The 23,571-nt window shown below is 41.1% G+C and carries 22 protein-coding genes; 8 read left to right on the forward strand and 14 right to left on the reverse strand.

Features of this window, described 5'->3' with window-relative positions; genetic code table 11:
* Nucleotides 1-146 precede the first annotated feature (146 nt).
* The 5 genes from lpdA to ACTJKA_RS12280 form a co-directional block, all read right to left on the reverse strand.
* Entirely contained in the window at nucleotides 147-1,559 is a 1,413-nt protein-coding gene (gene lpdA, locus ACTJKA_RS12260; RefSeq protein ID WP_003211097.1) for a dihydrolipoyl dehydrogenase, read from the reverse strand.
* 4 nt (nucleotides 1,560-1,563) lie between these two features.
* On the reverse strand, nucleotides 1,564-2,907 hold the full coding sequence (locus ACTJKA_RS12265; RefSeq protein ID WP_440607784.1) for a dihydrolipoamide acetyltransferase family protein: 1,344 nt from the start codon (nucleotides 2,905-2,907) through the stop codon (nucleotides 1,564-1,566).
* A 108-nt stretch (nucleotides 2,908-3,015) separates the two neighbouring features.
* Nucleotides 3,016-3,993 (reverse strand): pyruvate dehydrogenase complex E1 component subunit beta, encoded by a 978-nt coding sequence (gene pdhB / locus ACTJKA_RS12270; protein WP_007498597.1) that lies wholly within the window; start codon nucleotides 3,991-3,993, stop codon nucleotides 3,016-3,018.
* Between the two features lie 3 nt (nucleotides 3,994-3,996).
* Nucleotides 3,997-5,112, reverse strand: a complete 1,116-nt coding sequence (gene pdhA, locus ACTJKA_RS12275; protein ID WP_007498599.1) for a pyruvate dehydrogenase (acetyl-transferring) E1 component subunit alpha — start codon at nucleotides 5,110-5,112, stop codon at nucleotides 3,997-3,999.
* Between the two features lie 570 nt (nucleotides 5,113-5,682).
* Nucleotides 5,683-6,351 carry a YkyA family protein gene (locus tag ACTJKA_RS12280; RefSeq protein ID WP_326848825.1) on the reverse strand — a complete coding sequence of 223 codons (669 nt, stop codon included), beginning with the start codon at nucleotides 6,349-6,351 and terminating at the stop codon, nucleotides 5,683-5,685.
* Between the two features lie 235 nt (nucleotides 6,352-6,586).
* Here ACTJKA_RS12280 and ACTJKA_RS12285 point away from each other — a divergent pair, with 235 nt between their 5' ends.
* Both ACTJKA_RS12285 and def read left to right on the forward strand, forming a co-directional pair.
* Nucleotides 6,587-6,766 carry a YjcZ family sporulation protein gene (locus tag ACTJKA_RS12285; protein WP_026050085.1) on the forward strand — a complete coding sequence of 60 codons (180 nt, stop codon included), beginning with the start codon at nucleotides 6,587-6,589 and terminating at the stop codon, nucleotides 6,764-6,766.
* A 112-nt stretch (nucleotides 6,767-6,878) separates the two neighbouring features.
* Entirely contained in the window at nucleotides 6,879-7,436 is a 558-nt protein-coding gene (def, locus tag ACTJKA_RS12290) for a peptide deformylase (RefSeq protein ID WP_008345111.1), read from the forward strand.
* Nucleotides 7,437-7,474: 38 nt separating this feature from the next.
* Here def and ACTJKA_RS12295 read toward each other — a convergent pair whose 3' ends face one another.
* The gene (locus tag ACTJKA_RS12295) at nucleotides 7,475-8,254 is read right to left on the reverse strand and encodes a Cof-type HAD-IIB family hydrolase (protein WP_008345112.1); all 780 of its coding nucleotides are present in this window, start codon (nucleotides 8,252-8,254) and stop codon (nucleotides 7,475-7,477) included.
* 394 nt (nucleotides 8,255-8,648) lie between these two features.
* Between ACTJKA_RS12295 and ACTJKA_RS12300 the strand changes: the two genes are divergently transcribed.
* A complete protein-coding gene (locus ACTJKA_RS12300) occupies nucleotides 8,649-8,858 on the forward strand; it encodes a DNA-dependent RNA polymerase subunit epsilon (protein WP_008345114.1) in 210 nt (69 codons plus the stop codon).
* 5 nt (nucleotides 8,859-8,863) lie between these two features.
* Nucleotides 8,864-10,531, forward strand: coding sequence for a ribonuclease J1 (gene rnjA, locus ACTJKA_RS12305; RefSeq protein ID WP_008345116.1), 1,668 nt, complete (start codon nucleotides 8,864-8,866; stop codon nucleotides 10,529-10,531).
* A 99-nt stretch (nucleotides 10,532-10,630) separates the two neighbouring features.
* Here the strand turns inward: rnjA and ade are convergent, their stop codons facing one another.
* The 5 genes from ade to ACTJKA_RS12330 form a co-directional block, all read right to left on the reverse strand.
* Entirely contained in the window at nucleotides 10,631-12,361 is a 1,731-nt protein-coding gene (gene ade, locus ACTJKA_RS12310; RefSeq protein ID WP_272511469.1) for an adenine deaminase, read from the reverse strand.
* A gap of 262 nt (nucleotides 12,362-12,623) precedes the next feature.
* On the reverse strand, nucleotides 12,624-13,292 hold the full coding sequence (locus tag ACTJKA_RS12315; protein WP_008345123.1) for a potassium channel family protein: 669 nt from the start codon (nucleotides 13,290-13,292) through the stop codon (nucleotides 12,624-12,626).
* A gap of 37 nt (nucleotides 13,293-13,329) precedes the next feature.
* Nucleotides 13,330-14,172, reverse strand: a complete 843-nt coding sequence (locus ACTJKA_RS12320; protein WP_171465297.1) for a gamma-glutamylcyclotransferase — start codon at nucleotides 14,170-14,172, stop codon at nucleotides 13,330-13,332.
* 27 nt (nucleotides 14,173-14,199) lie between these two features.
* Entirely contained in the window at nucleotides 14,200-15,489 is a 1,290-nt protein-coding gene (locus ACTJKA_RS12325) for an ATP-binding protein (RefSeq protein ID WP_171465296.1), read from the reverse strand.
* Between the two features lie 144 nt (nucleotides 15,490-15,633).
* Entirely contained in the window at nucleotides 15,634-15,912 is a 279-nt protein-coding gene (locus tag ACTJKA_RS12330) for an AbrB/MazE/SpoVT family DNA-binding domain-containing protein (RefSeq protein ID WP_017359400.1), read from the reverse strand.
* 276 nt (nucleotides 15,913-16,188) lie between these two features.
* Here ACTJKA_RS12330 and mreBH point away from each other — a divergent pair, with 276 nt between their 5' ends.
* The 3 genes from mreBH (at nucleotide 16,189) to ACTJKA_RS12345 (ending at nucleotide 18,739) form a co-directional block, all read left to right on the forward strand.
* Entirely contained in the window at nucleotides 16,189-17,196 is a 1,008-nt protein-coding gene (mreBH, locus tag ACTJKA_RS12335; protein ID WP_017359401.1) for a rod-share determining protein MreBH, read from the forward strand.
* 74 nt (nucleotides 17,197-17,270) lie between these two features.
* Nucleotides 17,271-17,402, forward strand: coding sequence for a protein YkpC (locus tag ACTJKA_RS12340; RefSeq protein WP_003210922.1), 132 nt, complete (start codon nucleotides 17,271-17,273; stop codon nucleotides 17,400-17,402).
* A gap of 104 nt (nucleotides 17,403-17,506) precedes the next feature.
* Nucleotides 17,507-18,739, forward strand: a complete 1,233-nt coding sequence (locus tag ACTJKA_RS12345) for an aminopeptidase (protein ID WP_008345134.1) — start codon at nucleotides 17,507-17,509, stop codon at nucleotides 18,737-18,739.
* 40 nt (nucleotides 18,740-18,779) lie between these two features.
* Here the strand turns inward: ACTJKA_RS12345 and ACTJKA_RS12350 are convergent, their stop codons facing one another.
* Nucleotides 18,780-20,399 carry an ABC-F family ATP-binding cassette domain-containing protein gene (locus ACTJKA_RS12350; protein ID WP_007498620.1) on the reverse strand — a complete coding sequence of 540 codons (1,620 nt, stop codon included), beginning with the start codon at nucleotides 20,397-20,399 and terminating at the stop codon, nucleotides 18,780-18,782.
* A gap of 144 nt (nucleotides 20,400-20,543) precedes the next feature.
* Here ACTJKA_RS12350 and ACTJKA_RS12355 point away from each other — a divergent pair, with 144 nt between their 5' ends.
* Complete coding sequence (locus tag ACTJKA_RS12355) at nucleotides 20,544-20,819, forward strand: hypothetical protein (protein WP_008345136.1); 276 nt, start codon at nucleotides 20,544-20,546, stop codon at nucleotides 20,817-20,819.
* Nucleotides 20,820-20,882: 63 nt separating this feature from the next.
* Here ACTJKA_RS12355 and lepB read toward each other — a convergent pair whose 3' ends face one another.
* Together lepB and ACTJKA_RS12365 are read right to left on the reverse strand one after the other, a co-directional pair.
* Nucleotides 20,883-21,455: a signal peptidase I gene (gene lepB, locus ACTJKA_RS12360; protein ID WP_026050084.1), complete on the reverse strand. Its 573-nt coding sequence runs from the start codon at nucleotides 21,453-21,455 to the stop codon at nucleotides 20,883-20,885.
* Nucleotides 21,456-21,665: 210 nt separating this feature from the next.
* Complete coding sequence (locus tag ACTJKA_RS12365; protein WP_008345139.1) at nucleotides 21,666-23,558, reverse strand: PTS fructose transporter subunit IIABC; 1,893 nt, start codon at nucleotides 23,556-23,558, stop codon at nucleotides 21,666-21,668.
* Nucleotides 23,559-23,571 lie beyond the last annotated feature (13 nt).

Genomic DNA, 23,571 nt, shown 5'->3' on the forward strand with positions numbered 1-23,571 from the left:
TCGCTCCGCGCCAGTACTCGTCCTTCCTAGGGCTGCAAAGGTTTTCTATCACGCTGAAAAGAAGACAAAGGGCTAAAATCAAGTTCATTTTAGCCCTTAGTCAACAATCTGAAACCCTCTCCGTGTGGAGAGGGTTTCAACGTTCATTATTTTACGATATGGATTGGGCTTCCGATTGCTACTTCAGCCGTTTCCATTGTGATTTCACCTAAAGTTGGGTGAGCGTGAATTGTCATTGCGATATCTTCAGCTGTCACTCCAGCTTCAATTGCAAGGCTAAGCTCTGAAATCATATCAGAAGCGCCAACACCTGCGATTTGTGCACCGATCACTAGACCATCCTCTTTACGAGTGATCATTTTCATGAAGCCATCAGTTGCATCAAGAGAAAGTGCACGTCCGTTTGCTGCGAATGGGAATTTCGCTGCAACGATGTCGATTCCTTCTTCTTTTGCTTCTGCTTCAGTGTATCCAACAGTTGCAAGTTCTGGCTCAGAGAATACAACAGCAGGAATACCAAGGTAATCAATTTCAGCTGGCTCTCCAGCGATTGCTTCAGCAGCAATTTTACCTTCGTAAGAAGCTTTGTGTGCAAGTGGTGGTCCATCAACGATGTCACCAATTGCATAGATGTTTGAAACGCTTGTACGGCATTGTTTGTCAGTTTTGACAACTCCGCGGTCTGTCAATTCAACACCAACTTGCTCAAGACCAAGCTCATCTGTGTTTGGACGACGACCAACAGTCACAAGTACGTAGTCAGCATCGACAGTTTTTTCTTCACCTTTTACTTCGAAAGTAACAGTGACACCGTCAGATTTTTCTTCAACGCCTTTTGCAAGAGCGTTTGTATGAATTTCAACGTTTCCTTTTTTCTTCAGGTTACGTTTCACTAAAGAGCTCATTTGCTTTTCAAAACCTGGAAGGATTTCGTCTCCACCTTCAAGGATGACAACTTCTGTTCCAAAGTTCGCATAAGCAGTACCAAGCTCAGTACCGATGTATCCACCACCGATGACAACTAACTTTTTAGGTACTTCTTTAAGCGCTAAAGCACCAGTTGAGTTAATCACGCGGTCTGTGTATTTAAATGTAGGCAATTCGATTGGACGAGATCCAGTTGCAAGAATTGCATTTTTAAATGTATAAGTCTGCGCTGAATTTTCATCCATGACACGTACAGAGTTGCTGTCTACGAAATAAGCTTCACCTTTGACGATGTCTACTTTATTTCCTTTTAGAAGACCTTGAACTCCACCTGTTAATTTGTTGACAACAGAAGCTTTCCACTCTTGAACTTTTGTGAAATCAACTGTTACGTTTTCAGCTTTGATACCCATGTCTTCAGAATGCTTTGCATTCTCGAAACGATGTCCAGCATTGATCAATGCTTTTGAAGGGATACAGCCGACGTTTAGACATACGCCGCCAAGTGTTCCTTTTTCAACGATTGTTACTTTTTGTCCTAGCTGTGCAGCACGAATAGCAGCTACATATCCACCAGGACCTGCACCGATGACAAGAGTATCTGTTTCGATTGGGAAATCTCCTACTACCATGAATTTACGCCTCCATTAAAATTAATTGTGGATCATTCAATAAACGCTTGATGTGGTTAAGGGCATTTTGCGCAGTAGCTCCATCAATCATACGGTGGTCAAAGCTTAGGGAAAGAGCTAAGACTGGAGCTGCAACGATTTCGCCATCACGAACAACCGCTTTTTCAGCGATACGGCCAATACCAAGGATCGCTACTTCTGGGTGGTTGATGACTGGAGTAAACCATTGTCCACCAGCAGAACCGATGTTTGTGATTGTGCAAGATGCACCCTTCATTTCAGCTGGAGCCAATTTACCATCACGTGCTTTTGTTGCAAGCTCGTTGATTTCGTTAGATACTTCGAAAATCGCTTTGCGATCTGCATTTTTCACAACTGGAACAAGCAAGCCTTTTTCAGTATCAGCTGCAATTCCGATGTTGTAGTAATGCTTTTGAACAACTTCATCTGTTTTATCATCGATAGAAGTGTTAAGTACTGGGTACTTTTTCAAAGCAGAAGTTAGAGCTTTTACAACGTAAGGCAAGTAAGTTAACTTGATTCCTTGATCAGCTGCAACTTGTTTGAATTGTTTACGATGTGCAACAAGGTTTGTTACATCAACTTCATCCATTAATGTTACGTGAGGAGCTGTGTGCTTAGAGTTCACCATTGCTTTCGCGATCGCTTTGCGGATTCCGCTCATTTTCTCGCGAGTTTCTGGGAATTCTCCTTCTAGAATTGGAGCTGCTGCCGCTTTTGGAGCTGCTTCTTCTTTCGCACTTTCAGCTGCTTGAGGTGCTGCTTCTTGAGTTGCTGCAGAACCGCCATTAAGGAAGCTGTCGATATCTTCTTTTAGCACGCGGCCATTTTTACCAGTACCTGCAACTTTGTAAATTTCAACGCCTTTTTCACGCGCATATTTACGTACAGATGGCATAGCAATAACGCGTTTGTTAGGATCAGCATCTACTTGCTCTTGTGCGCCAGCACCAGTTGCTGCTGCCGCTTCTTCTTGAGCAACTTCTTTCTTTTCAGGCTCGTTACCAGCTTCAGCAGTACCTTGTACTTGAGCTTCAGTTTTCGCTTCGCCTTCTTCTTCGCTGCCTTTAAATTGAAGATTTTCGTAACCAGGTGCATCAAACGTAATGATTGTTTGTCCTACAGTTGCAACTGTTCCCTCTTCAACTTTTAATTCTAATACTTTTCCTTTAACAGGTGAAGGAATTTCTACAACTGCTTTATCATTTTGTACCTCTGCTAAAACGTCATCTTCATTGATTTCGTCGTTTGGTTTTACAAACCACTTAACGATCTCACCTTCGTGGATACCTTCTCCGATGTCCGGAAGTTTAAATTCAAATGCCACTGTTTTTCGCCTCCTAGATTATGTTAAACCCTTGTTCTGTCAACATTACACGGTCATGTAATTGATAAAGGGGAAGAGAAATAAATTCTTTTCCCCTCTGTCATTTAATTAAAATTCAAGAACTTTCTTAGCTGTTTCAAGCACGTCTTTATGGTTTGGAAGCCATACGCTCTCAGCTTGAGAGAAAGCAAATACAGTATCAGGTGCAGCTACACGAAGTACTGGTGCTTCAAGGCTAAGAATTGCTCTATCATTGATTTCAGCTACTACGTTTGCTGCAATACCAGCTTGTTTTTGTGCTTCTTGAACAACGATCGCACGACCTGTTTTTTCAACAGAAGCGATGATTGTTTCAATATCAAGCGGGCTCACTGTACGAAGGTCAACGACCTCAGCAGAAACGCCTTCTTTTTCAAGTTCTTCAGCAGCTTTAAGTGATTCGTGAACCATTGCACCGTAAGTGATGATTGAAAGGTCAGAACCTTCACGTTTCACGTCAGCTTTACCGATTTCAATTGTGTACTCTTCTTCAGGAACTTCCTGACGGAAAGAACGATAAAGTTTCATATGCTCAAGGAATACAACCGGATCGTTGTCACGGATTGCAGAAATTAATAGTCCTTTTGCATCGTAAGGTGTTGAAGGAATAACAACCTTGATACCAGGCTGTTGTGCAATAAGACCTTCTAAGCTATCAGCGTGAAGCTCAGGTGTGTGAACTCCTCCGCCAAATGGAGAACGGATTGTCACTGGAGAATGCCAGCGTCCACCAGAACGGTAACGCATACGAGCCATTTGTCCAGAAACAGAATCTAATACTTCGTAAACGAATCCGAAGAATTGAATTTCCATTACTGGGCGGAATTCTTGTAGTCCAAGGCCAATTGCAAGACCGCCAATACCAGATTCAGCAAGTGGAGTATCGAATACACGATCCTCACCAAACTCTTTTTGCAATCCTTCAGTCGCACGGAATACGCCGCCGTTTTTACCAACGTCTTCTCCGAAAACAAGAACGTTTTCGTCATTTTTCAGTTCTGTGCGTAACGCATCAGTGATCGCTTGAATCAATGTCATTTGCGCCATGGCTTACTTCGACTCCTTCTGTTTGTAGATTTCAAGCTGTTCAACCAAGTTAAATGGTTTCACATCGTACATGTTTTCAATCAAATCAGTGACTTTCTGCTTAGGCTGTTCGTCAGCTTCTTTGATTGCTTGTTTGATTTGTTCTTTTGCATCTTCGATGACTTTATTCTCTTCTTCTTCAGACCAAAGGCCTTTGTTTTCCAAGAATTTGCGGTAGCGTACCAATGGATCTTTTTGCTCCCACTCATTTTCATCTTCTTTTGTACGATATCTTGTTGGATCGTCACCAGCCATTGTATGTGGGCCGTAACGGAATGTAAGAGTTTCAATTAATGTTGGACCTTCACCATTTACAGCACGCTCACGAGCTTCAGCAGTCGCTGCGTATACAGCTAATGCATCCATACCGTCAACTTGTACGCCTACGATACCAGCTGCAGCTGCTTTTTGTGCAATCGTTTGTGCAGCAGATTGCTTTTCAACAGGTGTAGAGATCGCATATCTGTTGTTTTGGACAACAAAAATCGCTGGCGCTTTGTAAGCCCCTGCAAAGTTAATACCTTCGTAGAAATCACCTTGTGAAGCTCCACCATCACCAGTGTAAGTGATTGCAACAGCATTTTTACCGCGCTTTTTCAAACCAAGAGCTACACCAGCAGCTTGAATGATTTGTGCACCGATAATGATTTGCGGAGAAAGTGCATTCACATCTTCAGGCATTTGGTTTCCAACAAAGTGTCCACGAGAGAACAAGAATGCTTTTGTTAGTGGAAGACCATGCCAGATTAATTGTGGTACATCACGATATCCTGGAAGAATGAAATCTTCTTTCTCAAGTGCAAAGTGAGTTGCAAGCTGAGAAGCTTCTTGTCCAGCTGTTGGCGCATAGAAGCCAAGACGTCCTTGACGGTTCAATGAAATTGAACGTTGATCTAATACACGTGTAAACACCATACGGCGCATTAATTCTTTTAATTGGTCATCTGAAAGATCTGGCATTGCCGCTTCGTTTACGACTTCGCCTTTTTCGTTTAAAATTTGGAACGTTTCAAACTGCTTTTTGATGGCATCGAATTGCTTTTTGCTATCAACAATTGCTTTTTTTGTTTTTGCAGCCATTCTAAAGTCACCTCTTCCTTTCTTTTAACAGTCAATTTGTCGTGAATCCATTTATACATACAGATATAGGATAACCCAAAATGCTCATATGACTCCTGTATATATTAGCCACAAAGATCATTGTCGAAACATTGGATGATCGCTTGCTTTTGAGTTTTTCTAACTGTATTAACGATAGTTCACAAAAAACTAATACAACTTCTGTTAACAAGGAATAGTTTACAACAAGAAAAATAGTCCGTCAATTGATTTAACGGCTTTATTTAAATAAATGTATTCGCTTTACTTTTTATGGTGACCTGTATCAATCTGTTTAATCAACAGCACAAACTGTACTAGTATAGAGTGGGTCACTGTACTACAATAGCAGATGTTTGTTTTTGTCGAAAAATAAAAAAAGAGCTATTTTTAGCTCTTTTGATCGTGATGGACAAAGGGCTAAAATGAACTTCATTTTAACCCTTTCTCTTCTTTTCAGTTTGATATCTTGGAAAAACGAGTAACGACACGCAGGCACTTTGTGAGTAGCAGAGATAAACAAAACTAGCAGCAAATATGCAAGTACTGTTTTTAACTGTTTTGTGATTCTTTCTGAGCTGTTTTGTATAAAGCTTGTTTATATTCGTTCAATTGATCTGTATATTGATTGAACTTCTTGCTTTCTTTTCTCACTTTACTATAGGAACGATTGACTGTTTTCAGTTTGGATTTCAGTTCAGCGTATCCTAAGTCTTTTCTTTTTAAAGATTCATACAAGTGCTTGTCTTGTTTCAGCGCCTTTTGATACTCACGGTAAAGCTGATCATACGATGCATATCTTTTTTCAATTGATTTGACTGTTTGTTCTGCTTTGTCTTTTACTTCCGCATCTTTTATCTGTCCAGCGAATTCTTTTACAGATTGAAATTCTTTTTTCGATTGATCCATGCTGTCTTTTTCTGTTTTTAAATGTTCTTCACGCTTTTCTGCCGATGCTAATGCTTGATCAGACAAGTTTGAGACTGTTTTTGTGTGGTCTTTTGTTGTTTGAATCATTTTTTTATACAACTGCTGCTCTTTTTTCTCATAGCTTTGCAGTGCGCCTTGTTCTTTTTCAAAGGATGCTTCTTTTTCGCTCATTTTCGTCATGGCATCTTGCATCTCATAAAGCGGATTTTGACCTCCGCAGCCCGCAAGCAAGAGGGTACATACCCCCGCTAAAGCTGCACCTGCTTTTATTCTTCTTTTCATCTGTTTCAATTACAAGGTCCCCCTTTACATCTCCACATACCACTATAATTTTTCAGGGCGGTTGTGACAAGGAAAGAGGTTGGTTTTTTGAGGGGAAAGAAGATTTTTTTCATGCTCTAGGCTCATGACTATACAAATAGTGCATTCATACATAGTTTATATTACACGCTTCGCCTTCACTTATGAGAGGCCGAGTGTATTTCCAAAGGAGGTCAAAAGTATGTCTAATTATAGTCATGGAAGTATGTATGGTGGATACGGCGGTTACGGTTATGGATACGGCGGCGGTTGTTGCTATCCAAGTTATGGTGGTGGATACGGTTGCGGTTACGGTGGTGGACGTACATTCGCTTTAATCGTCGTCCTATTCATTCTATTGATCATTGTTGGCGCAGCATTCTTAGGCGGCGGTGGCTGCTGCTAATAGCTGAATAAGCCTCTGACCGGTCTCATACGACCGGTCTTCTTTATTTCATTGCATATGTCGTGTATCATTTTATATACTTTACATACAAAGGAAATAGGAGTGAAGTTTTGTGATTACCATGGATGATATCGTACGAGACGGGCATCCCGTCTTAAGACAAACAGCTGAAGCGGTCGAACTCCCGCCAACAGAAGAAGAAAAACAGCAATTAGCTGACATGATTGAATTTGTCAAAAACAGTCAGGATGCAGATATTGCTGAAAAATATGAACTTAGACCCGGTGTTGGCCTAGCAGCTCCGCAAATCAATATCAGTAAACGAATGATTGCTGTTCACTGTGAAGACGAAGGCGGAGAACTTTATAGCTATGCATTATTCAATCCTCGCATTGTTAGCCATTCAGTCAAAAGAGCTTATTTAGCTACTGGAGAAGGCTGTTTATCTGTTGATGAAGCCATCCCTGGATTCGTCCCGCGCTATGAAAAAATCAGGGTGAAAGGTACAACGCTTGAAGGTGAAGACATTGATATTCGCCTCAAAGGGTTTCCGGCCATCGTTTTTCAGCATGAAATTGACCACTTAAATGGCATTATGTTTTATGATCATATTCAAAAAGATCATCCATTCGCCGAGCCAGACAACGCGGTTGCGATCGGCAGATCATAGAATAAAAACAAGACCCGTCCATCAGCGGGTCTTGTTTTTTATTCTTCAATAAGGCCTAATTCAGTCACAGCGTGGAATATGCCATCCTCATCTACAGGTTTGGTGACAAAGTCAGCTAATGTTTTTAATTCATTGACTGCATTCCCCATCGCAACGCCTGTTCCAACAAACGAAATCATTTCTCGATCGTTCAGCCCGTCACCGAAGGCAATTGTGTCCTTTTGATCGTACGGAAGTCTTTCAATGACTCGTTTAATTCCTTCAGCCTTTGATCCACCTTTTGGCAGGACATCAGTAGACAGCTCATGCCACCTGACGAGATCAATTTCTTCACGGAACGCTTCATATTGGTGTTCCTCTTCTGCTTTACAAAATAGCAGCATTTGATAAATGACGTTTTCTTTAAAGAATGACAAATCATGCTCGGGATGCTCTGTTTTTAAAGTGCCAATCCCTTCGTGGATAAATGGATGGTTCGGCACAGACGCCTTCATCGTCTTCTCTCCCATGAAAACAAGCGGATGATCATGTTGATCCGCTGTTTCATAAATTTTATCCATTAGCTCTTGCTTAAGCGGATTGCCGTAAATGACTTCTCCTTCGTACATGACATACTGACCGTTATAAGCAATAAATGAGTCAAGCCCTATTTCTTCTAAAATAGGTTGGATGAGAAAAGGCGAACGGCCAGATGCAATGAAGAGATGATGCCCTTTTTCTTTTAATAAACGAACAGCTCGCTTCGTTGATTCAGGTATTTTTTTATCATGGTCATATAAAGTACCGTCGATATCAAAGAAGATGACTTTTTTATTCATATCTCGTCTCCTGTCTCTTGTTATGTATACCCTCTCCCCTTCATCATACAGAAAGATCTTCACTGACGAAACCACTTCCTCTTAAAACGCCCATTTCCCACATATAACCATGTAACATTAAGTGGAAACATCATATAATACAAGTATATAGAGAGAACGGAACAAATGGCTGAATGAGACTCATACCGAAAGGAGGCGATCCGCGATGCTTCGTCGTCTGCGCAAGAAAATTCGAAGACAATGGAAGGACATGCTTCGTAAAAAATCGATTGCTTAAAAGGATCTTCCGCACATTTGCTGAAGGTCCTTTTTTCTCTGAGACTTTTCTTATGCGCGTTTTTTTAATATAATAGAATAAGCGAGTGTAACATACGGTATTTAAGGAGAGATTTGGATGATATATAAGGTATTTTTTCAGGCAAGTACGACTGAGGTACCTGTGAGAGAACACACAGATTCACTATACGTTGAAGCGGTTTCTGAAAGAGACGTACGCGATAAGTTGAAAAAACATAACTACAATATTGAATTCATTCAGCCTGTAGACGGTGCTTTTTTAGACTATGAACGAGAAAGTGAAAATTTTAAAGTATTGGAGCTATGAGAGGAATGAAATTTGTAAAAAACGATCAGGCGGCAGTTTTTGCGCTCGGCGGATTAGGCGAGATCGGTAAAAACACGTATGGCGTTCAATTTCAAGATGAAATCATTTTGATTGATGCTGGTATTAAGTTCCCTGAAGATGAACTTCTTGGAATTGATTACGTCATCCCTGACTATACGTATTTAGTTAAAAACGAAGATAAAATCAAAGGTCTTTTTATTACTCATGGACATGAAGACCACATCGGCGGTATCCCTTACCTTCTCAAGCAAGTGAATATTCCAGTTTACGGAGGCAAACTCGCAATCGGCCTACTTCGTAACAAATTGGAAGAGCATGGTCTATTAAGACAGACCAAACTTCACATCTTTGAAGAAGAAGATACGATCAAATTTAGAAAAACAGCTGTGTCTTTCTTTAGAACGACGCACAGTATCCCAGATTCTTATGGAATTGTCGTGAAGACACCTCCTGGTAACATCGTACATACAGGCGATTTCAAGTTTGACTTTACTCCTGTTGGCGAGCCTGCCAATTTAACGAAAATGGCTGAGATCGGGAAAGAAGGCGTTCTTTGTCTTCTATCTGACAGTACAAATAGTGAAATTCCAGAATTTACGATGTCCGAAAGACGTGTAGGTGAAAGCATTGATGACATCTTCAGAAAAGTAGATGGACGTATTATCTTTGCTACATTTGCATCTAACATTCACAGACTTCAGCAAGTCATCGAGTCAGCTGTTGCCAACGGCCGAAAAGTCGCTGTGTTTGGGCGCAGCATGGAGTCTGCCATTGATATTGGACAAGAGCTCGGATATATCAAATGTCCAAAAAACACATTCATTGAACACAATGAAATCAACCGCCTTCCAGCCAACAAAGTAACCATTCTTTGTACTGGTAGTCAGGGTGAACCGATGGCCGCTCTTTCACGTATTGCCAACGGTACGCACCGCCAGATTTCAATTAACCCTGGAGACACTGTTGTCTTCTCGTCTTCACCGATCCCAGGTAACAATATTAGCGTAAGCCGTACCATTAACCAGCTTTATCGTGCTGGTGCTGAAGTCATTCATGGCTCACTCAATAATATTCATACCTCTGGACACGGCGGGCAGGAAGAACAAAAGCTAATGCTCCGTTTAATTAAACCAAAATTCTTCATGCCGATTCACGGTGAGTACCGCATGCAAAAAACGCATATTAAACTTGCGAATGATTGCGGAATTCCTGAGGAAAACTGCTTTATCATGGATAACGGTGAAGTTCTTGCACTGAAAGGTGACGAAGCAAGTGTCGCTGGCAAAATTCCATCAGGCAACGTGTATATCGACGGTAGCGGTATTGGTGATATCGGCAACATCGTGTTAAGAGACCGCCGCATTCTTTCAGAAGAAGGTCTTGTCATTGTTGTTGTCAGCATGGATATGAAAGAATTCAAAATTTCTGCAGGGCCTGATTTAATCTCAAGAGGTTTTGTCTACATGAGAGAATCTGGAGACCTCATTAATGACGCGCAAGATCTCATTTCAAAGCATCTTGAAAAAGTAATGGAACGCAAGACGACTCAATGGTCAGAAATTAAGAACGAGATTACTGACACTCTTGCTCCTTTCCTTTATGAAAAAACAAGACGCCGCCCAATGATCTTACCGATTATTATGGAAGTGTAATGACGTACAAGGAGACACAGCCTTTTGACTGTGTCTCTTTTTTATGCGCAATAAAAAAACCCGCATATCTGTACGATACGTGCGGGTTCAGTCATTGTTTTACGATTGAATCGGGAGATGCTGAAAACTTCTCACATCAAACAATCCTTGTGTTGTCATTTTCACATCAGGAATGACTGGCAGTGCCAAAAAGGATAATGTCAAAAACGGATTAAAGTCTAAGACAAAGCCTGTTTCCTTTAAAGCATCATGGAGTGCATGAAGGCTTTCATTGACCGTATGTGCAGGTTGATCTGATAATAAACCGGAAATCGGTAATGGAAGCGTATGAAGAACTTCTCCGTCTTTTACAACGGTCAAACCACCCCCTGCTTCTTTTAACGTTTCAATGGCTTTGATCATATCAGCATCATTTGTGCCAACGGCAATTAAGTTATGCGAGTCATGGGCAACTGTTGTTGCAATCGCCCCCTCTTTTAAGCCGAAACCGCTGACAACCCCTATCCCAATTTCAGATAGACCTTTGTGGCGTTCGACAAGCACTATTTTTAATACATCTCGATCAATATCACTCGTAAATTGTCCATCGCTACCAGAAGGAGATATTTGTTCTAATTTCGTTTCAAGCTGATTCGGTATAATGCGAATGACATTCATCTTTTGGTGATCTGTTATAGGCAGCGTTAGATCTTTCTCTTGAACGTCCACTGCATGTACCGATTGCATGAGCGAAGAACTTGGCGTGATCTTGTCGACACTTGGCAAATATTCTCCATGTTCAGAGACCAATTCTCCTGCGATAAAGACGCTTGTAATTCCTACCTCATGTAAGTCAGAAATGAGCATAAAGTCCGCGTCAAAGCCTGGTGCAATTGCTCCCTTTGTTTTGAGACCGAAACACTCCGCTGCGTTTAAACTTCCCATTTGATATGCTAAAAAGGGGTCCAATCCTGCTTGTATCGACATCCGTACTTGTTCATCAATACTTCCTTGAGCCATTAAATCATCTAAATGTTTATCATCCGTACAAAAGAAAAAGCGTCTCGCATTCTTCTCATTGACAGCAGGTAATACGTTTTTCACGTTTTTAGCAACAGAGCCTTCTCTGAGCATGACATACATGCCTCTTTTGACACGTTCAAGGGCCTCTTGAGCTGTTGTCACCTCATGATCTGTTTGGACATTAGCTGTTCGGTACACATTAATTAATCGGTCCGTTAATCCTGCTAGATGGCCATCAATGAGTTTATGTTCATGTTGAGCATCAAGCAGTTTTTGAAGCATATCTTCTTCCGCTTGTTCCACCGCGACATAATCCATCACTTCGGCAAGACCAAGCACTTCTTTCTCCTGATAAAGAGGCTTTAAATCTTTTGCTTTTAGTGTAGCACCTGATCGTTCAAAGCTGACTGCCGGTACACAGGATGGCAGCATGAAATATATATTTAGAGCAGCTTTTCTCGCTTCTTCGAGCATAAAACGGATACCTGCAACACCGGATACATTGGCAATTTCATGCGGGTCTGTTACAACAGTTGTCACGCCGTGAGGAACGACAGCTTTGGAAAATTCAGCAGGAGTCACCATTGAGGATTCGATATGAACGTGGCCGTCAATGAAACCGGGAACAAGCATTTGACCTGTTGCATCCAGCTCCTGTTCTCCCTCATACTCCCCAATTCCTACTATTTTTCCATTTTCAACAGCGACATCAGCGTCTATCCATTCCTGGTTAAACACGTCCATAACCTTCGCATGTTTAATCACTAGGGCTGCTTTTTTTCTCTTTGCAGCTACCTCAATTTGATGTCTGAAAAGCTCCTTATCCAACGACACTGCCTCCTCCGAGTAAACAATATAATGTTTCTTATCGTAAACGAATCTGTTTGCCCAGTCAATGACATTTAGAGAAAATCAACCATATCAAAAGATTGATTTTTATTTCTGAATAGTGGTAATTTGCTGAAAAATAATCGTGATCTATTTTGCTGTTTTTCAGAAAGGAAACGGCTCATTTCCACTTTTTTCTCTTCCTCAATGTCCGCCCCATATGTACACTTCTAAAGCAAAAAAACACCCCTTCTCGGAGTGTTTAATAGTCGTTCTGCATTTCCCGTTTTTCAAAGCGCCCGATATCTGCTACTGCCCCAATGACAATGAGAATATCTTCTTTTTGAATCATTTCATCTGCGAGCGGTGAAACGATCACTTCTTTCCCGCGCTTAATTGCCACGATATTGATCCCGTACCTTGCACGAATGTCGAGATCTAACAAAGAGTGCCCAGCAAGTCTGCTGTTGGCTACGATTTCAATAAGGCTGTACTCATCTGACAGCTCTAAATAATCAAGCACGTTGTTAGAAATAATTTTATGTGCAATCCGTCTGCCCATGTCTCGTTCAGGATGGACAATACGGTCCGCACCAATTTTATTCAAAACCTTTTCATGGTAGTCATTTTGAGCTTTCACTGTGACCATTTTGACACCAAGCTCTTTCAGCATAATCGTTGTTAAAATACTCGCCTGAATGTTTTCACCTATCGCCACGATCACATGATCAAAATTGCGGATGCCTAGGTTTTTTAGGACAGATTCGTCCGTCGAATCACCAATCACGGCATGTGATGCAATTTTAGCATATTCGTTCACACGATCTTCATTCATATCCATGGCCATGACTTCAAGTCCTTCTTCGCTTAGCGCCTTGCAGATACTTCCGCCGAAGCGTCCAAGACCAATGACTGCATATTCCTTTTTCATGTTCAAACTCCTTTTATATCACTTACCATGCATTTTACTACGGTTTCATTAATGAATCCATATGCGACCGTATTTTTTTACGGAACGCTTCACTTAAGTAAAGGTCTGCTCCTTTTTCGATTTCACTGCGATAATGACCAGGAGGCGCAATTTCTTCGCTCTTTTTTAAAACGAGAAACGTTAAGCAGTCCTCATACACTTGATCACCTACTGTGACATCGACAAATGCTGGGCGATAAGTCCCTTCATTTACACCTTCTCGTTTGTACAAATAACGAATGGCATCAAAAGGTACTTCATATAGAACACCCTCTGTTTCTCCGCCGTCTTCTACCATATCTGCTCTTGATCCATCAAGGCGCACCAATGTAAACCTTGTGGTAAAACGATCAAGTGTGCCGCCGCCGATGATTTGTTTGAAATAATGTTCCACTTTCGCAAGCTTAAACCTTGCATCATCCATACAGGACCCATAGGCAAAATAATAGAAGGAAGACGGTTTGCGCTCCCATAGTTGATATGACTTCCAGCAGCCGCTTTCAATCTCCTTCAGGCTCGATGCATTCTGCTTACATATTGTATAAGCAACGGCTGACCTTGGCCCCTGGTCTGTCATAACCTCTATTTCCTGCTGGTCATACCCTTCCTCTAGCTCATCTATCTTATGCAGCGTTTCATCACTGACCTCATACAATTCTCCATATACTGTGCTTTGTTCCGAGACAACACACACAGGGTAACCCTCACCTGTATCGTACAGTCTCCCTTTTATCCAAGCAGATGCTGCTAATGGACTGCTTTCTTTCATCAATGTCTCGTGATACTTTTCGTGCTTTAAAAGTGTCCCATACACAAATAACGTCTTTGTCTCTTTCGTCATCACACATCACATCCTCTCACCTTGCTACTATCTGCTTTTTTGATACACAGGTAAGTAAATATCAAAAGCCGTCCCTTTGCTGAGCTCGCTCTTTACATCCATTCTTCCATGGTGATCTTTTAAGATCGTCGCACAGATCGTTAAACCAAGTCCTGTACCTTCTTTTTTAGTCGAAAAGAAAGGATCATATATTTTCAGAATGTCCTCTTCGGACATTCCTTTTCCTTCATCTTGAATCGTGATTTTCCATTCATTCATCACTTTTTCTGTTGATATGTATATACTGCCGCCTTCAGGCATCGCCTCGATCGCATTTTTGATTAAGTTAATGAACAGCTGCTTCATTTGATTGGCGTCTGCTAATATCGTGCCAGCATCCTGCTTTTTAAATGGCTGTTTGAGATCAATATTTGAAAGAACGGCATTTGTCTTTAATAACGTAATCACCTGCTCTAGCAAATCATGGAGCTGTACTTCTTGAAATTGAACCGATTGAGGTTTTGCTAAGACAAGCAGCTCACTTAAAACAAAATCAATGCGTTTAATTTCAGAAAAGATGATATCAAAATAATCGGTTCTTTCAGGATATTGCGTTTTCATCAGCTGCAAAAATCCATTGACTGAGGTGAGCGGATTTCTGACTTCATGGGCAATGCCAGCGGCTATTTGTCCTGCAACAGCCAGCTTTTGTGCCTGCATTTGCAATTGCTGATTTGATCTTTCAAGTTCAAGCTTTGCCTGCTTTTGTTTCGTGATATCTGCAACCGTTCCAATACCTCCAGTAAACTGGTGCTGTTTATCGAAATAAAGCTTATAATGCACATCTCCCCATACCTTTTTTCCTTCTTTATGGAGAAGCTGCAGCTCCACCCGCCCCTCATCCTTATGCTCTTTGATCACAGACAACAAATGCTGAACGACATGCTCTTCTTGATCAAAGTACTGATTGTACATCGTACCTAGACACTCCTCTATGTCGTAACCCGTCATTTGTTTCCATGCTTGATTTAAAAAAATGATTTCACCTTTTTCATTGGTTTCAAAAACGATTTCTTGCAAGTTATCTGTTATTCGATTCAGCCGCTCTGTCAGTTCGTGTGCTTCTTTTTCTCGTTTATTCAAATCTGATACAAGCAAATTCAACCGGTCCACATAGCCTGAGATGGTCCAAATACCGGCCAAAACAACGACTGTAAAGGCTAGATCGAGCGGCCAATTAATGTGATAGCCGCTAAGATAATAAAAGAAATCCCAGCTCAAAATTAATATAAATGCAAGAACGGATAACAGGATCCGTACTTGATATGTTTTGTTCAAATAATTCCACCTGCCGCCCTGAGATTCTTTGTCAATTGTACCATTTTCCACTTATTTTTTGAGGGAGATGCGGCATTTTTAAGGAACTTTTTTAGAAAAAATAGCCTGCTCTCAGCACAATGGGAGAGAACAGGCTATTTTTATTTACTGCTGAAGGGCTTCTTGAAGCTCTTTTAGCAGTAGTTCTGCGCCTTCAGCGCTTAATGTAATTTGACCATTTCCATACTCGTGGTTCTCAGAAGTAATCTCACCAGTCATCAGGCAGACGCCCTCTGGCTGATATTTTTTCAAGACGATTTTATCTCCATCTATAAAAAATTCCATACTGTCTTTAATAGCGATATCAAGTGCTCTTCTCAATTCGATTGGCATCACAATACGCCCTAGTTCATCTACTTTTCTTACAACTCCGATAGATTTCAATTTCGTTCCCTCTTTCTTTCATTAGCTCAAGATCAATCTGTTTTTCACCAATTGATATATCGTAGACGTAAGAGATTCTTAAAAGGTTTCTCCTGCATAAAATTTTTTTTCAAAATCGAAAAACCAAAGGGAAAATTTATTGTGATTGTAAAAATGAGACTTGAATTTTACAGATTCATTTCAAGCTGATCACAAACCCCCACAAATGACCTCAACCCTCTGAACTTTTAAATGTAAAATTGTTTAAAACAGCAAAAATAGAGATTGGGTGAAAACATGTTTCAAAATGCCGAAATTGGAATTGATTTAGGAACAGCTAACATATTGGTTTACAGTAAAAATAAAGGAATTATTCTCAATGAACCATCCGTTGTGGCAGTAGATACGGAAACAAAAACTGTCCTTGCAGTGGGGTCAGAAGCAAAAGAGATGATTGGGAAAACACCTGGAAAAATTGTAGCGATCCGTCCGATGAAAGATGGTGTCATCGCTGATTATGATATGACAACCGATTTACTTAAACAAATTATGAAAAAAGCAGGAAAAAATATTGGGTTTACCTTTAGAAAGCCGACTGTGGTTGTTTGTACACCATCAGGTTCAACAGCTGTCGAACGCCGCGCGATCAGCGATGCTGTCAAAAATTGCGGGGCCAAGCATGTGCATTTAATTGAAGAACCCGTCGCAGCTGCAATCGGTGCTGATCTCCCGGTGGACGAGCCTGTTGCCAACGTCGTTGTAGATATTGGCGGAGGAACGACAGAGGTAGCGATCATTTCATTTGGCGGGGTTGTCTCTTGCCACTCGATCCGAATTGGCGGAGATCAACTGGATGAAGATATCATTACTTTTGTGAGAAAGAAATACAATTTACTGATCGGTGAACGGACAGCTGAGCAGGTAAAAATGGAAATTGGTTATGGACTCATTGAACACGAACCTGAGTCATTAGAAGTACGTGGACGCGACCTTGTCACAGGTCTTCCAAAAACAATTACACTTGAATCAACAGAAATTCAAGGTGCTATGCGAGAATCACTTCTTCATATTTTAGAGGCGATTCGGGCTACATTAGAAGACAGCCCTCCAGAACTGAGTGGTGATATCGTAGACCGCGGCGTCATTCTAACTGGGGGTGGTGCACTATTAAACGGCATTCAAGAATGGCTCTCTCAAGAAATTGTCGTCCCAGTTCATATCGCAGCAAATCCACTTGAATCTGTCGCAATTGGAACGGGTCGTTCATTAGAAGTAATCGACAAATTGCAAAAAACATTAAAATAATCTTCATGATCTACTTCTTTTTTCATCATTTCGATCATATCGTGATGAATGGATAAACGTGAAGGAGGAAGAACATGTTGCTTGATTTAGGTAAACGGGTCGTTGTCACAGTCATTTTAACCGGTATTATTTTAGGAGGAATGAGCCTGTCGTTTTCACATATGCCCCCTTCTAATGCACAGCCTGTGAAACAACTGAACCGCTAAAAAGCCGCACGAAAGCGGCTTTTTTATTTTGCTTCGGGACGGCTCCCCATTTTCCTTTTCGGTCTTAAATCTGATATGATGAACATGACTAAAGGAGGGTTTTTATGAGTTCATTCGAAAAACAACTAGATCAATATGCTAAAACCATCGTTGAAGTAGGTGTAAATGTTCAAAGTGGTCAAGAAGTGGTCGTATCTGCGTTCACTGAATCTGTAGACCTTGTCCGCCTTGTGGCAAAACACGCATATGAGCGCGGAGCGAAAAACGTACATATCCGCTGGAGTGATGGTGTTCTTACCCGTTTAAAATATGAACATGCCCCACAAGATGTGTTTGAGCAATTTCCAGAATGGGAAGCACAGATGATGGAAACCATCGCAAAACGTGGCGGTGCTTTTATTACGATCTTGTCAGAAAGCCCTGATCTTCTAAGTGGCATTGACTCGAAAAAAATTGCTTCACAGCAAAAAGCTGCAGGTTCAGCACTTCATACATATCGTCAATACGTTCAATCTGACAAAGTTGCATGGACAGTCGTCGGTGCTGCATCAAAAGATTGGGCGAAAAAGATTTTCCCTGAGCATGCAGATGAAGAAGCTGTTGCATTATTATGGGACCAAATCTTTAAAGTCGCCCGCGCTGATCAGCCAGATCCTGTTGAAGCGTGGAAAAAGCATGATGAATCACTAAATGAAAAAGTAAAAGTATTAAATGAACGTCACTACCACAAGCTGCACTATGAAGCACCAGGTACAGATTTAACGATTGAACTTCCAGAACAGCATATTTGGGTAGGTGCTGGCAGCGTGAGTGAACGCGGCGTATCATTCATGGCCAATATGCCGACAGAAGAGGTCTTTACCGTACCTAAAAAAGATGGTGTAAACGGGACTGTCTCAAGCACAAAACCACTTAGTTATGCAGGAAACATTATCGATGAATTTACGTTAACCTTTGAAAATGGGCGTATTGTAGATGTGAAAGCAAAAGAGGGCGAAGACATTTTAACCTCTCTCGTTGAAACAGATGAAGGCTCACATTATCTAGGTGAGGTTGCTCTTGTACCAGATGATTCACCAATTTCTAACTCAAATATCCTCTATTACAATACACTTTACGATGAAAATGCATCCAACCACCTTGCCATCGGCAGCGGTTATGCATTTAATATCGAAGGCGGTAAAGAGATGAAACGAGAGGAATTAGACGCAGCGGGTGTGAACAGCAGTATTACACACGTCGATTTCATGATTGGTTCAAAGGAAATGAATATTGATGGGATCACAAAAGATGGTAAACGTGAACCGATTTTCCGTAATGGAAATTGGGCTTTTTAAAGAAAAAAGACATCCTCATGCGGATGTCTTTTCTTTATGTTTATGCATACAGCTCTTGTAGTCTTTTTTGAATCTCTTGATCTGATAAGAACTCATCATAAGTTGTTTGTTTATCAACGATTCCATTTGGCGTCACTTCGATAATCCGGTTTGCAACTGTTTCAACAAACTGATGGTCATGAGATGAGAAGAGCATAGCCCCTTTAAAGCTCATTAGACCGTTATTCAGCGCTGTGATGGACTCTAGGTCTAAATGGTTCGTCGGCTCGTCTAACAGCAAAATATTCGCTCCAGACAGCATCATTTTTGATAACATACAACGAACCTTTTCTCCACCTGATAAGACGCTTGCTTTTTTCTTCACTTCTTCCCCAGAGAAAAGCATACGGCCTAAGAAACCACGCAGGAAGCTTTCACTTTGATCATTAGGAGAATATTGACGAAGCCAATCAACAAGATCTAAATCGCTTCCTTCAAAATATTCACTGTTGTCTTTAGGGAAGAATGCTTGAGATGTTGTCACGCCCCATTTAAATGTCCCGCTGTCTGGCTCCATTTCACCAGCAAGGATTTTAAATAAAGTAGAGACAGCAAGTTCATTACGGCTTAAGAACGCAATTTTATCCTCACGATTCATAATAAAGCTGACGTTATCCAGTACTTTTACACCGTCAATCGTTTTTGATAGACCTTCTACTTGAAGGACATCATTTCCGATTTCACGCTCTGGCGCAAAATGAACATAAGGATATTTACGAGAAGATGGTTTAATGTCATCTAGCGAAATCTTATCAAGCAATTTCTTTCTTGATGTCGCTTGCTTCGATTTAGATGCGTTCGCACTGAACCGAGCAACGAATTCTTGAAGCTGCTTAATTTGTTCTTCTTTTTTCTTGTTGGCATCCTGGCTGAGTTTTAATGCCAGCTGGCTTGATTCATACCAGAAATCATAGTTTCCGACATACACTTGAATTTTTCCAAAGTCAAGGTCTGCAATATGCGTACATACTTTGTTTAAGAAATGACGATCATGCGATACGACGATGACGGTATTTTCAAAGTTAATGAGGAACTCTTCTAACCACTGAATGGCTTGTAAGTCCAAGTGGTTCGTTGGCTCATCGAGAAGTAGAACGTCAGGCTTACCGAATAAAGCTTGTGCTAAAAGCACTTTTACCTTTTCAGATCCGCCAAGCTCAGACATTTTCTTCGATTGCAGGCTCTCTGGAATACCAAGACCTTTTAATAGGATCGCAGCTTCACTTTCTGCTTCCCACCCGTTTAACTCAGCAAACTCACCTTCAAGCTCTGCTGCACGAATCCCGTCTTCATCTGAGAAATCAGGTTTCATATAAATCGCATCTTTTTCCTGCATCACATCATATAGACGTTTGTGACCCATGATGACGACTTTTAACACTTCAAACTCTTCGTATTCAAAGTGGTTCTGTTTTAAAATCGCTAAACGTTCACCAGGACTCATATGAACATCGCCCGTTTGAGCCTCAATTTCTCCAGAAAGAATCTTTAAGAACGTTGATTTACCAGCTCCATTGGCACCAATTAGTCCGTAGCAGTTGCCAGGAGTGAACTTAATATTTACTTCTTCAAATAATTTACGATCAGCAAATCGCAAACTAACATTATTCACTGCAATCATTTATTAATCCTCCATCACTCATTCATCAATATGAAGTATAACATGAATAACGATTGATAGAAACGTCTCTCGCTAAGAACAAAGGCTTTTTGTCCAATATGGTATAATAAGTGGGAATGTTTTTGTTGAAGGAGTTCGGGCGATTTGAGATTACTCACACTCATGGAATACTGTTTATTGATTTTCTTTATGGGCATTTATTTATCGGCGACTGGCTTTAATGCAAGAGACTTTGGCCTTTATATTGGGCTTGTCCTCATTTACACACTGGTCCATATCTTTTCAAAACGCTTTTTACAAAAGCGCGGAAAAGACAATGTGAAAATTGGATTATTCCGTTCTGTTTTGGCGATTACTGGGTCCGTTTTCGCTTCTGTTTTGGCCATTGTCATCATTGTCACGATGCTCACACCAAATTAAAAACGACCCTACATGAAGGGTCGTCCATTCAAGCACCTTTCTTACGCATTGAGAAAGGTGTATTTATTGTGTTTGTCTAATATCGCCAAATGGGAAGAAAACAAATTCTGATGTGCCGACAATCCGATCCTTTTCAATGAGTCCGAGTCCATTTCGACTGTCCATAGAATTCAGTCTGTTGTCACCCATAACAAAGTAATCGTTTTTCGGTACTTTCACTGGACCAAAATCTCCTGTTAAATGTACCTCATACTCTTTGGCATGCGCCTTGTTCTCTTTTAAATAAGGCTCATCTACTTTTTTACCATTAATGTAAAGCGTATCATCCTTCATTTCAATCGTGTCGCCTGGAAGGCCGATCAATCGTTTGACATAATGAATTTTCTGACCGTCTTTTCCATTAATAATCACGATGTCACCACGTTTGACTCCACCGAGATAGTTGATGGTTTTGTTAACAAACAGCTTTTCTCCATCATGAAGGGTTGGTTCCATTGACTCTCCTTCCACCACATACGGCTCAAAAATAAACGTACGGATGATGAGGACGAGGGCAAGTGCAATTAAAATGGCTTTGATCCATTCAAACAGAGAACTTTTCTTCTCTTTTTTGGCTTGTTTCGCATCAGATTGAATGTCATTTTCGTTTTGTTTGTTTTCTTCGTTCAAAATACTGCTTCCTCCTAAGACTTTCTGCTAAAAGACTTGAAACGCGAATTGAATAACTTTACTTTATCACATGTCATTTAAAAATTCACAAGACAACCATTCAATTAGATATTTTTTCCTAATTTGCTGATGATTAAACAAAAAGAAGCACCGCTCTTCACGATGCTTCTTTTCAAATTAAGCTTCTTGTCGGACTGGTTTTTTTAGAATTCCGAGAAGTAGCGCTGTAACAATGGCACCGATTAAGATGCTGATGATGTAAAGAACTGGATGATTTGTTACCCAGAAAACGAATAGTCCGCCGTGCGGTGCAGGAAGCGTCACTCTAAAGAATTCTGTTAATCCACCTGCAACTGCTGCACCAATCACAGCCGAAGGAATGACGCGCAGAGGATCTGCCGCTGCAAACGGGATCGCCCCTTCCGTAATGAACGCAGCTCCCATGAAGTAACATGTAATACCTGCTTCGCGGTCACGTTTAGAGAATTTGTTTCTAAAGATCGTTGTCGCTAGGGCAATTCCTAGCGGCGGCACCATTCCACCTGCCATAATCGCAGCATGCGGTGCATAGTTGCCAGCAGCAATCATCGCAAGACCAAATGTGTAGGCAGCTTTGTTAATCGGACCACCCATATCAATGGCCATCATACCAGCTAAAATAATCCCCATTAATACAAGGTTTCCAGTACCAAGTGATTCAAGCCAGTGTGTTAATCCGTCCATGACCATTTTAACAGGCGTGTTGACGATGTAATGCATGATAATCCCTGTAAAGAAAATACCGAACAATGGATAGAGCAGAACTGGTTTAATACCATCGAGCGACTGTGGTACAAAAGTGAATACTTTTTTGAGCAGCACCACGATGTAACCAGCAAGGAAACCAGCAATCAATCCGCCTAAGAATCCAGCACCTGCTGCTGAGGCCATGAATCCGCCAACCATACCTGGTGCGAAACCTGGACGGTCTGCAATACTCATTGCGATAAATCCAGCTAATACAGCAACGATTAAGGCAAGTGCATTATCTCCGCCAATTCCTTTTAATACAGCTGCAAATGAATTGAAAGAAGGATCTTTAGGGTCAGCTGAGTTAATTCCCCAGAAGAATGAAATCGCAACGAGGATACCGCCCCCAACAACAAACGGAAGCATGTTGCTTACACCGCTCATTAAGTGCTTATAGAATCCACTTCTTCCCTTACCTGACGATTCATTTTCATCTTTTGAAGAACTGCCGCCTGAACCTTTATAAATCGGCGCATCTTGATTGATGGCTTTTTCGATCAATTCTTGCGGACGGCGAATTCCAGCTGTCACAGGTACTTCAATGACATGTTTGCCTTTAAAGCGTTCCATTTCAACTTGTTTATCAGCTGCCACAATAATAGCTGGCGCTTCTTCAATTTCTTTTGCTGTCAGGGCATGTTTAATTCCACTAGAGCCGTTTGTCTCAACTTTAATGTCAACGCCCATTTCTTTTGCTTTTTCTTTCAAAGCATCTGCGGCCATAAATGTATGCGCGATGCCTGTTGGACAAGCTGTCACCGCTAAAATTTTAGCAGGTTTTCCCGGTGCAGCCGGTTCCTCTTTGACTTCCTCTTCTTCTTCATCGTCTTTATCATGTGTATTGATAATTTCAATGATTTCATCTTCAGTAGCCGCTTCAAGAAGCTGCTTTCGGATCTCTTCACGCATGAGAAGTGTGGATAAACGAGAAAGTGCTTCTAAATGCGTGTTGTTTGCGCCTTCAGTTGCTGCAATCATAAAGACAAGATGACTTGGCTGTCCGTCTAATGATTCATAATCTACACCAGCTGTTGAACGACCAAATGCAATGGCAGGTTCTTTCACACTTGCTGTTTTCGCATGAGGAATCGCAATTCCTTCTCCAATTCCCGTAGAGCTTTGTTTTTCACGATTAACAACAGCTGCTTTGTAGCCTTCTTTATCATTTAATTTACCAGCTGTATCTAATACAGTGACCAGTTCTTCAATAACGGCTTCTTTTTGCTGGCTGTCTAATTGAAGCTTAATCGTATGCTTCGTGAGTAGTTCTGTAATTTTCATGATGACTCCTCCT

The organism is Bacillus sp. 22190 (genome assembly GCF_052045575.1).
GTDB classification, from domain to species: domain Bacteria; phylum Bacillota; class Bacilli; order Bacillales; family Bacillaceae; genus Bacillus; species Bacillus altitudinis.

Excerpts from the sequence above, each read along its gene's own strand:
- lpdA (WP_003211097.1), bottom strand. The coding sequence starts at position 1,559 with ATGGTAGTAGGAGATTTCCCAATCGAAACAGATACTCTTGTCATCGGT.
- pdhB (WP_007498597.1), bottom strand. The coding sequence starts at position 3,993 with ATGGCGCAAATGACATTGATTCAAGCGATCACTGATGCGTTACGCACA.
- pdhA (WP_007498599.1), bottom strand. The coding sequence starts at position 5,112 with ATGGCTGCAAAAACAAAAAAAGCAATTGTTGATAGCAAAAAGCAATTC.
- ACTJKA_RS12285 (WP_026050085.1), top strand. The coding sequence starts at position 6,587 with ATGTATGGTGGATACGGCGGTTACGGTTATGGATACGGCGGCGGTTGT.
- ACTJKA_RS12295 (WP_008345112.1), bottom strand. The coding sequence starts at position 8,254 with ATGAATAAAAAAGTCATCTTCTTTGATATCGACGGTACTTTATATGAC.
- ACTJKA_RS12300 (WP_008345114.1), top strand. The coding sequence starts at position 8,649 with ATGATATATAAGGTATTTTTTCAGGCAAGTACGACTGAGGTACCTGTG.
- rnjA (WP_008345116.1), top strand. The coding sequence starts at position 8,864 with ATGAAATTTGTAAAAAACGATCAGGCGGCAGTTTTTGCGCTCGGCGGA.
- ACTJKA_RS12315 (WP_008345123.1), bottom strand. The coding sequence starts at position 13,292 with ATGAAAAAGGAATATGCAGTCATTGGTCTTGGACGCTTCGGCGGAAGT.
- ACTJKA_RS12320 (WP_171465297.1), bottom strand. The coding sequence starts at position 14,172 with ATGACGAAAGAGACAAAGACGTTATTTGTGTATGGGACACTTTTAAAG.
- mreBH (WP_017359401.1), top strand. The coding sequence starts at position 16,189 with ATGTTTCAAAATGCCGAAATTGGAATTGATTTAGGAACAGCTAACATA.
- ACTJKA_RS12340 (WP_003210922.1), top strand. The coding sequence starts at position 17,271 with ATGTTGCTTGATTTAGGTAAACGGGTCGTTGTCACAGTCATTTTAACC.
- ACTJKA_RS12345 (WP_008345134.1), top strand. The coding sequence starts at position 17,507 with ATGAGTTCATTCGAAAAACAACTAGATCAATATGCTAAAACCATCGTT.
- ACTJKA_RS12350 (WP_007498620.1), bottom strand. The coding sequence starts at position 20,399 with ATGATTGCAGTGAATAATGTTAGTTTGCGATTTGCTGATCGTAAATTA.
- ACTJKA_RS12365 (WP_008345139.1), bottom strand. The coding sequence starts at position 23,558 with ATGAAAATTACAGAACTACTCACGAAGCATACGATTAAGCTTCAATTA.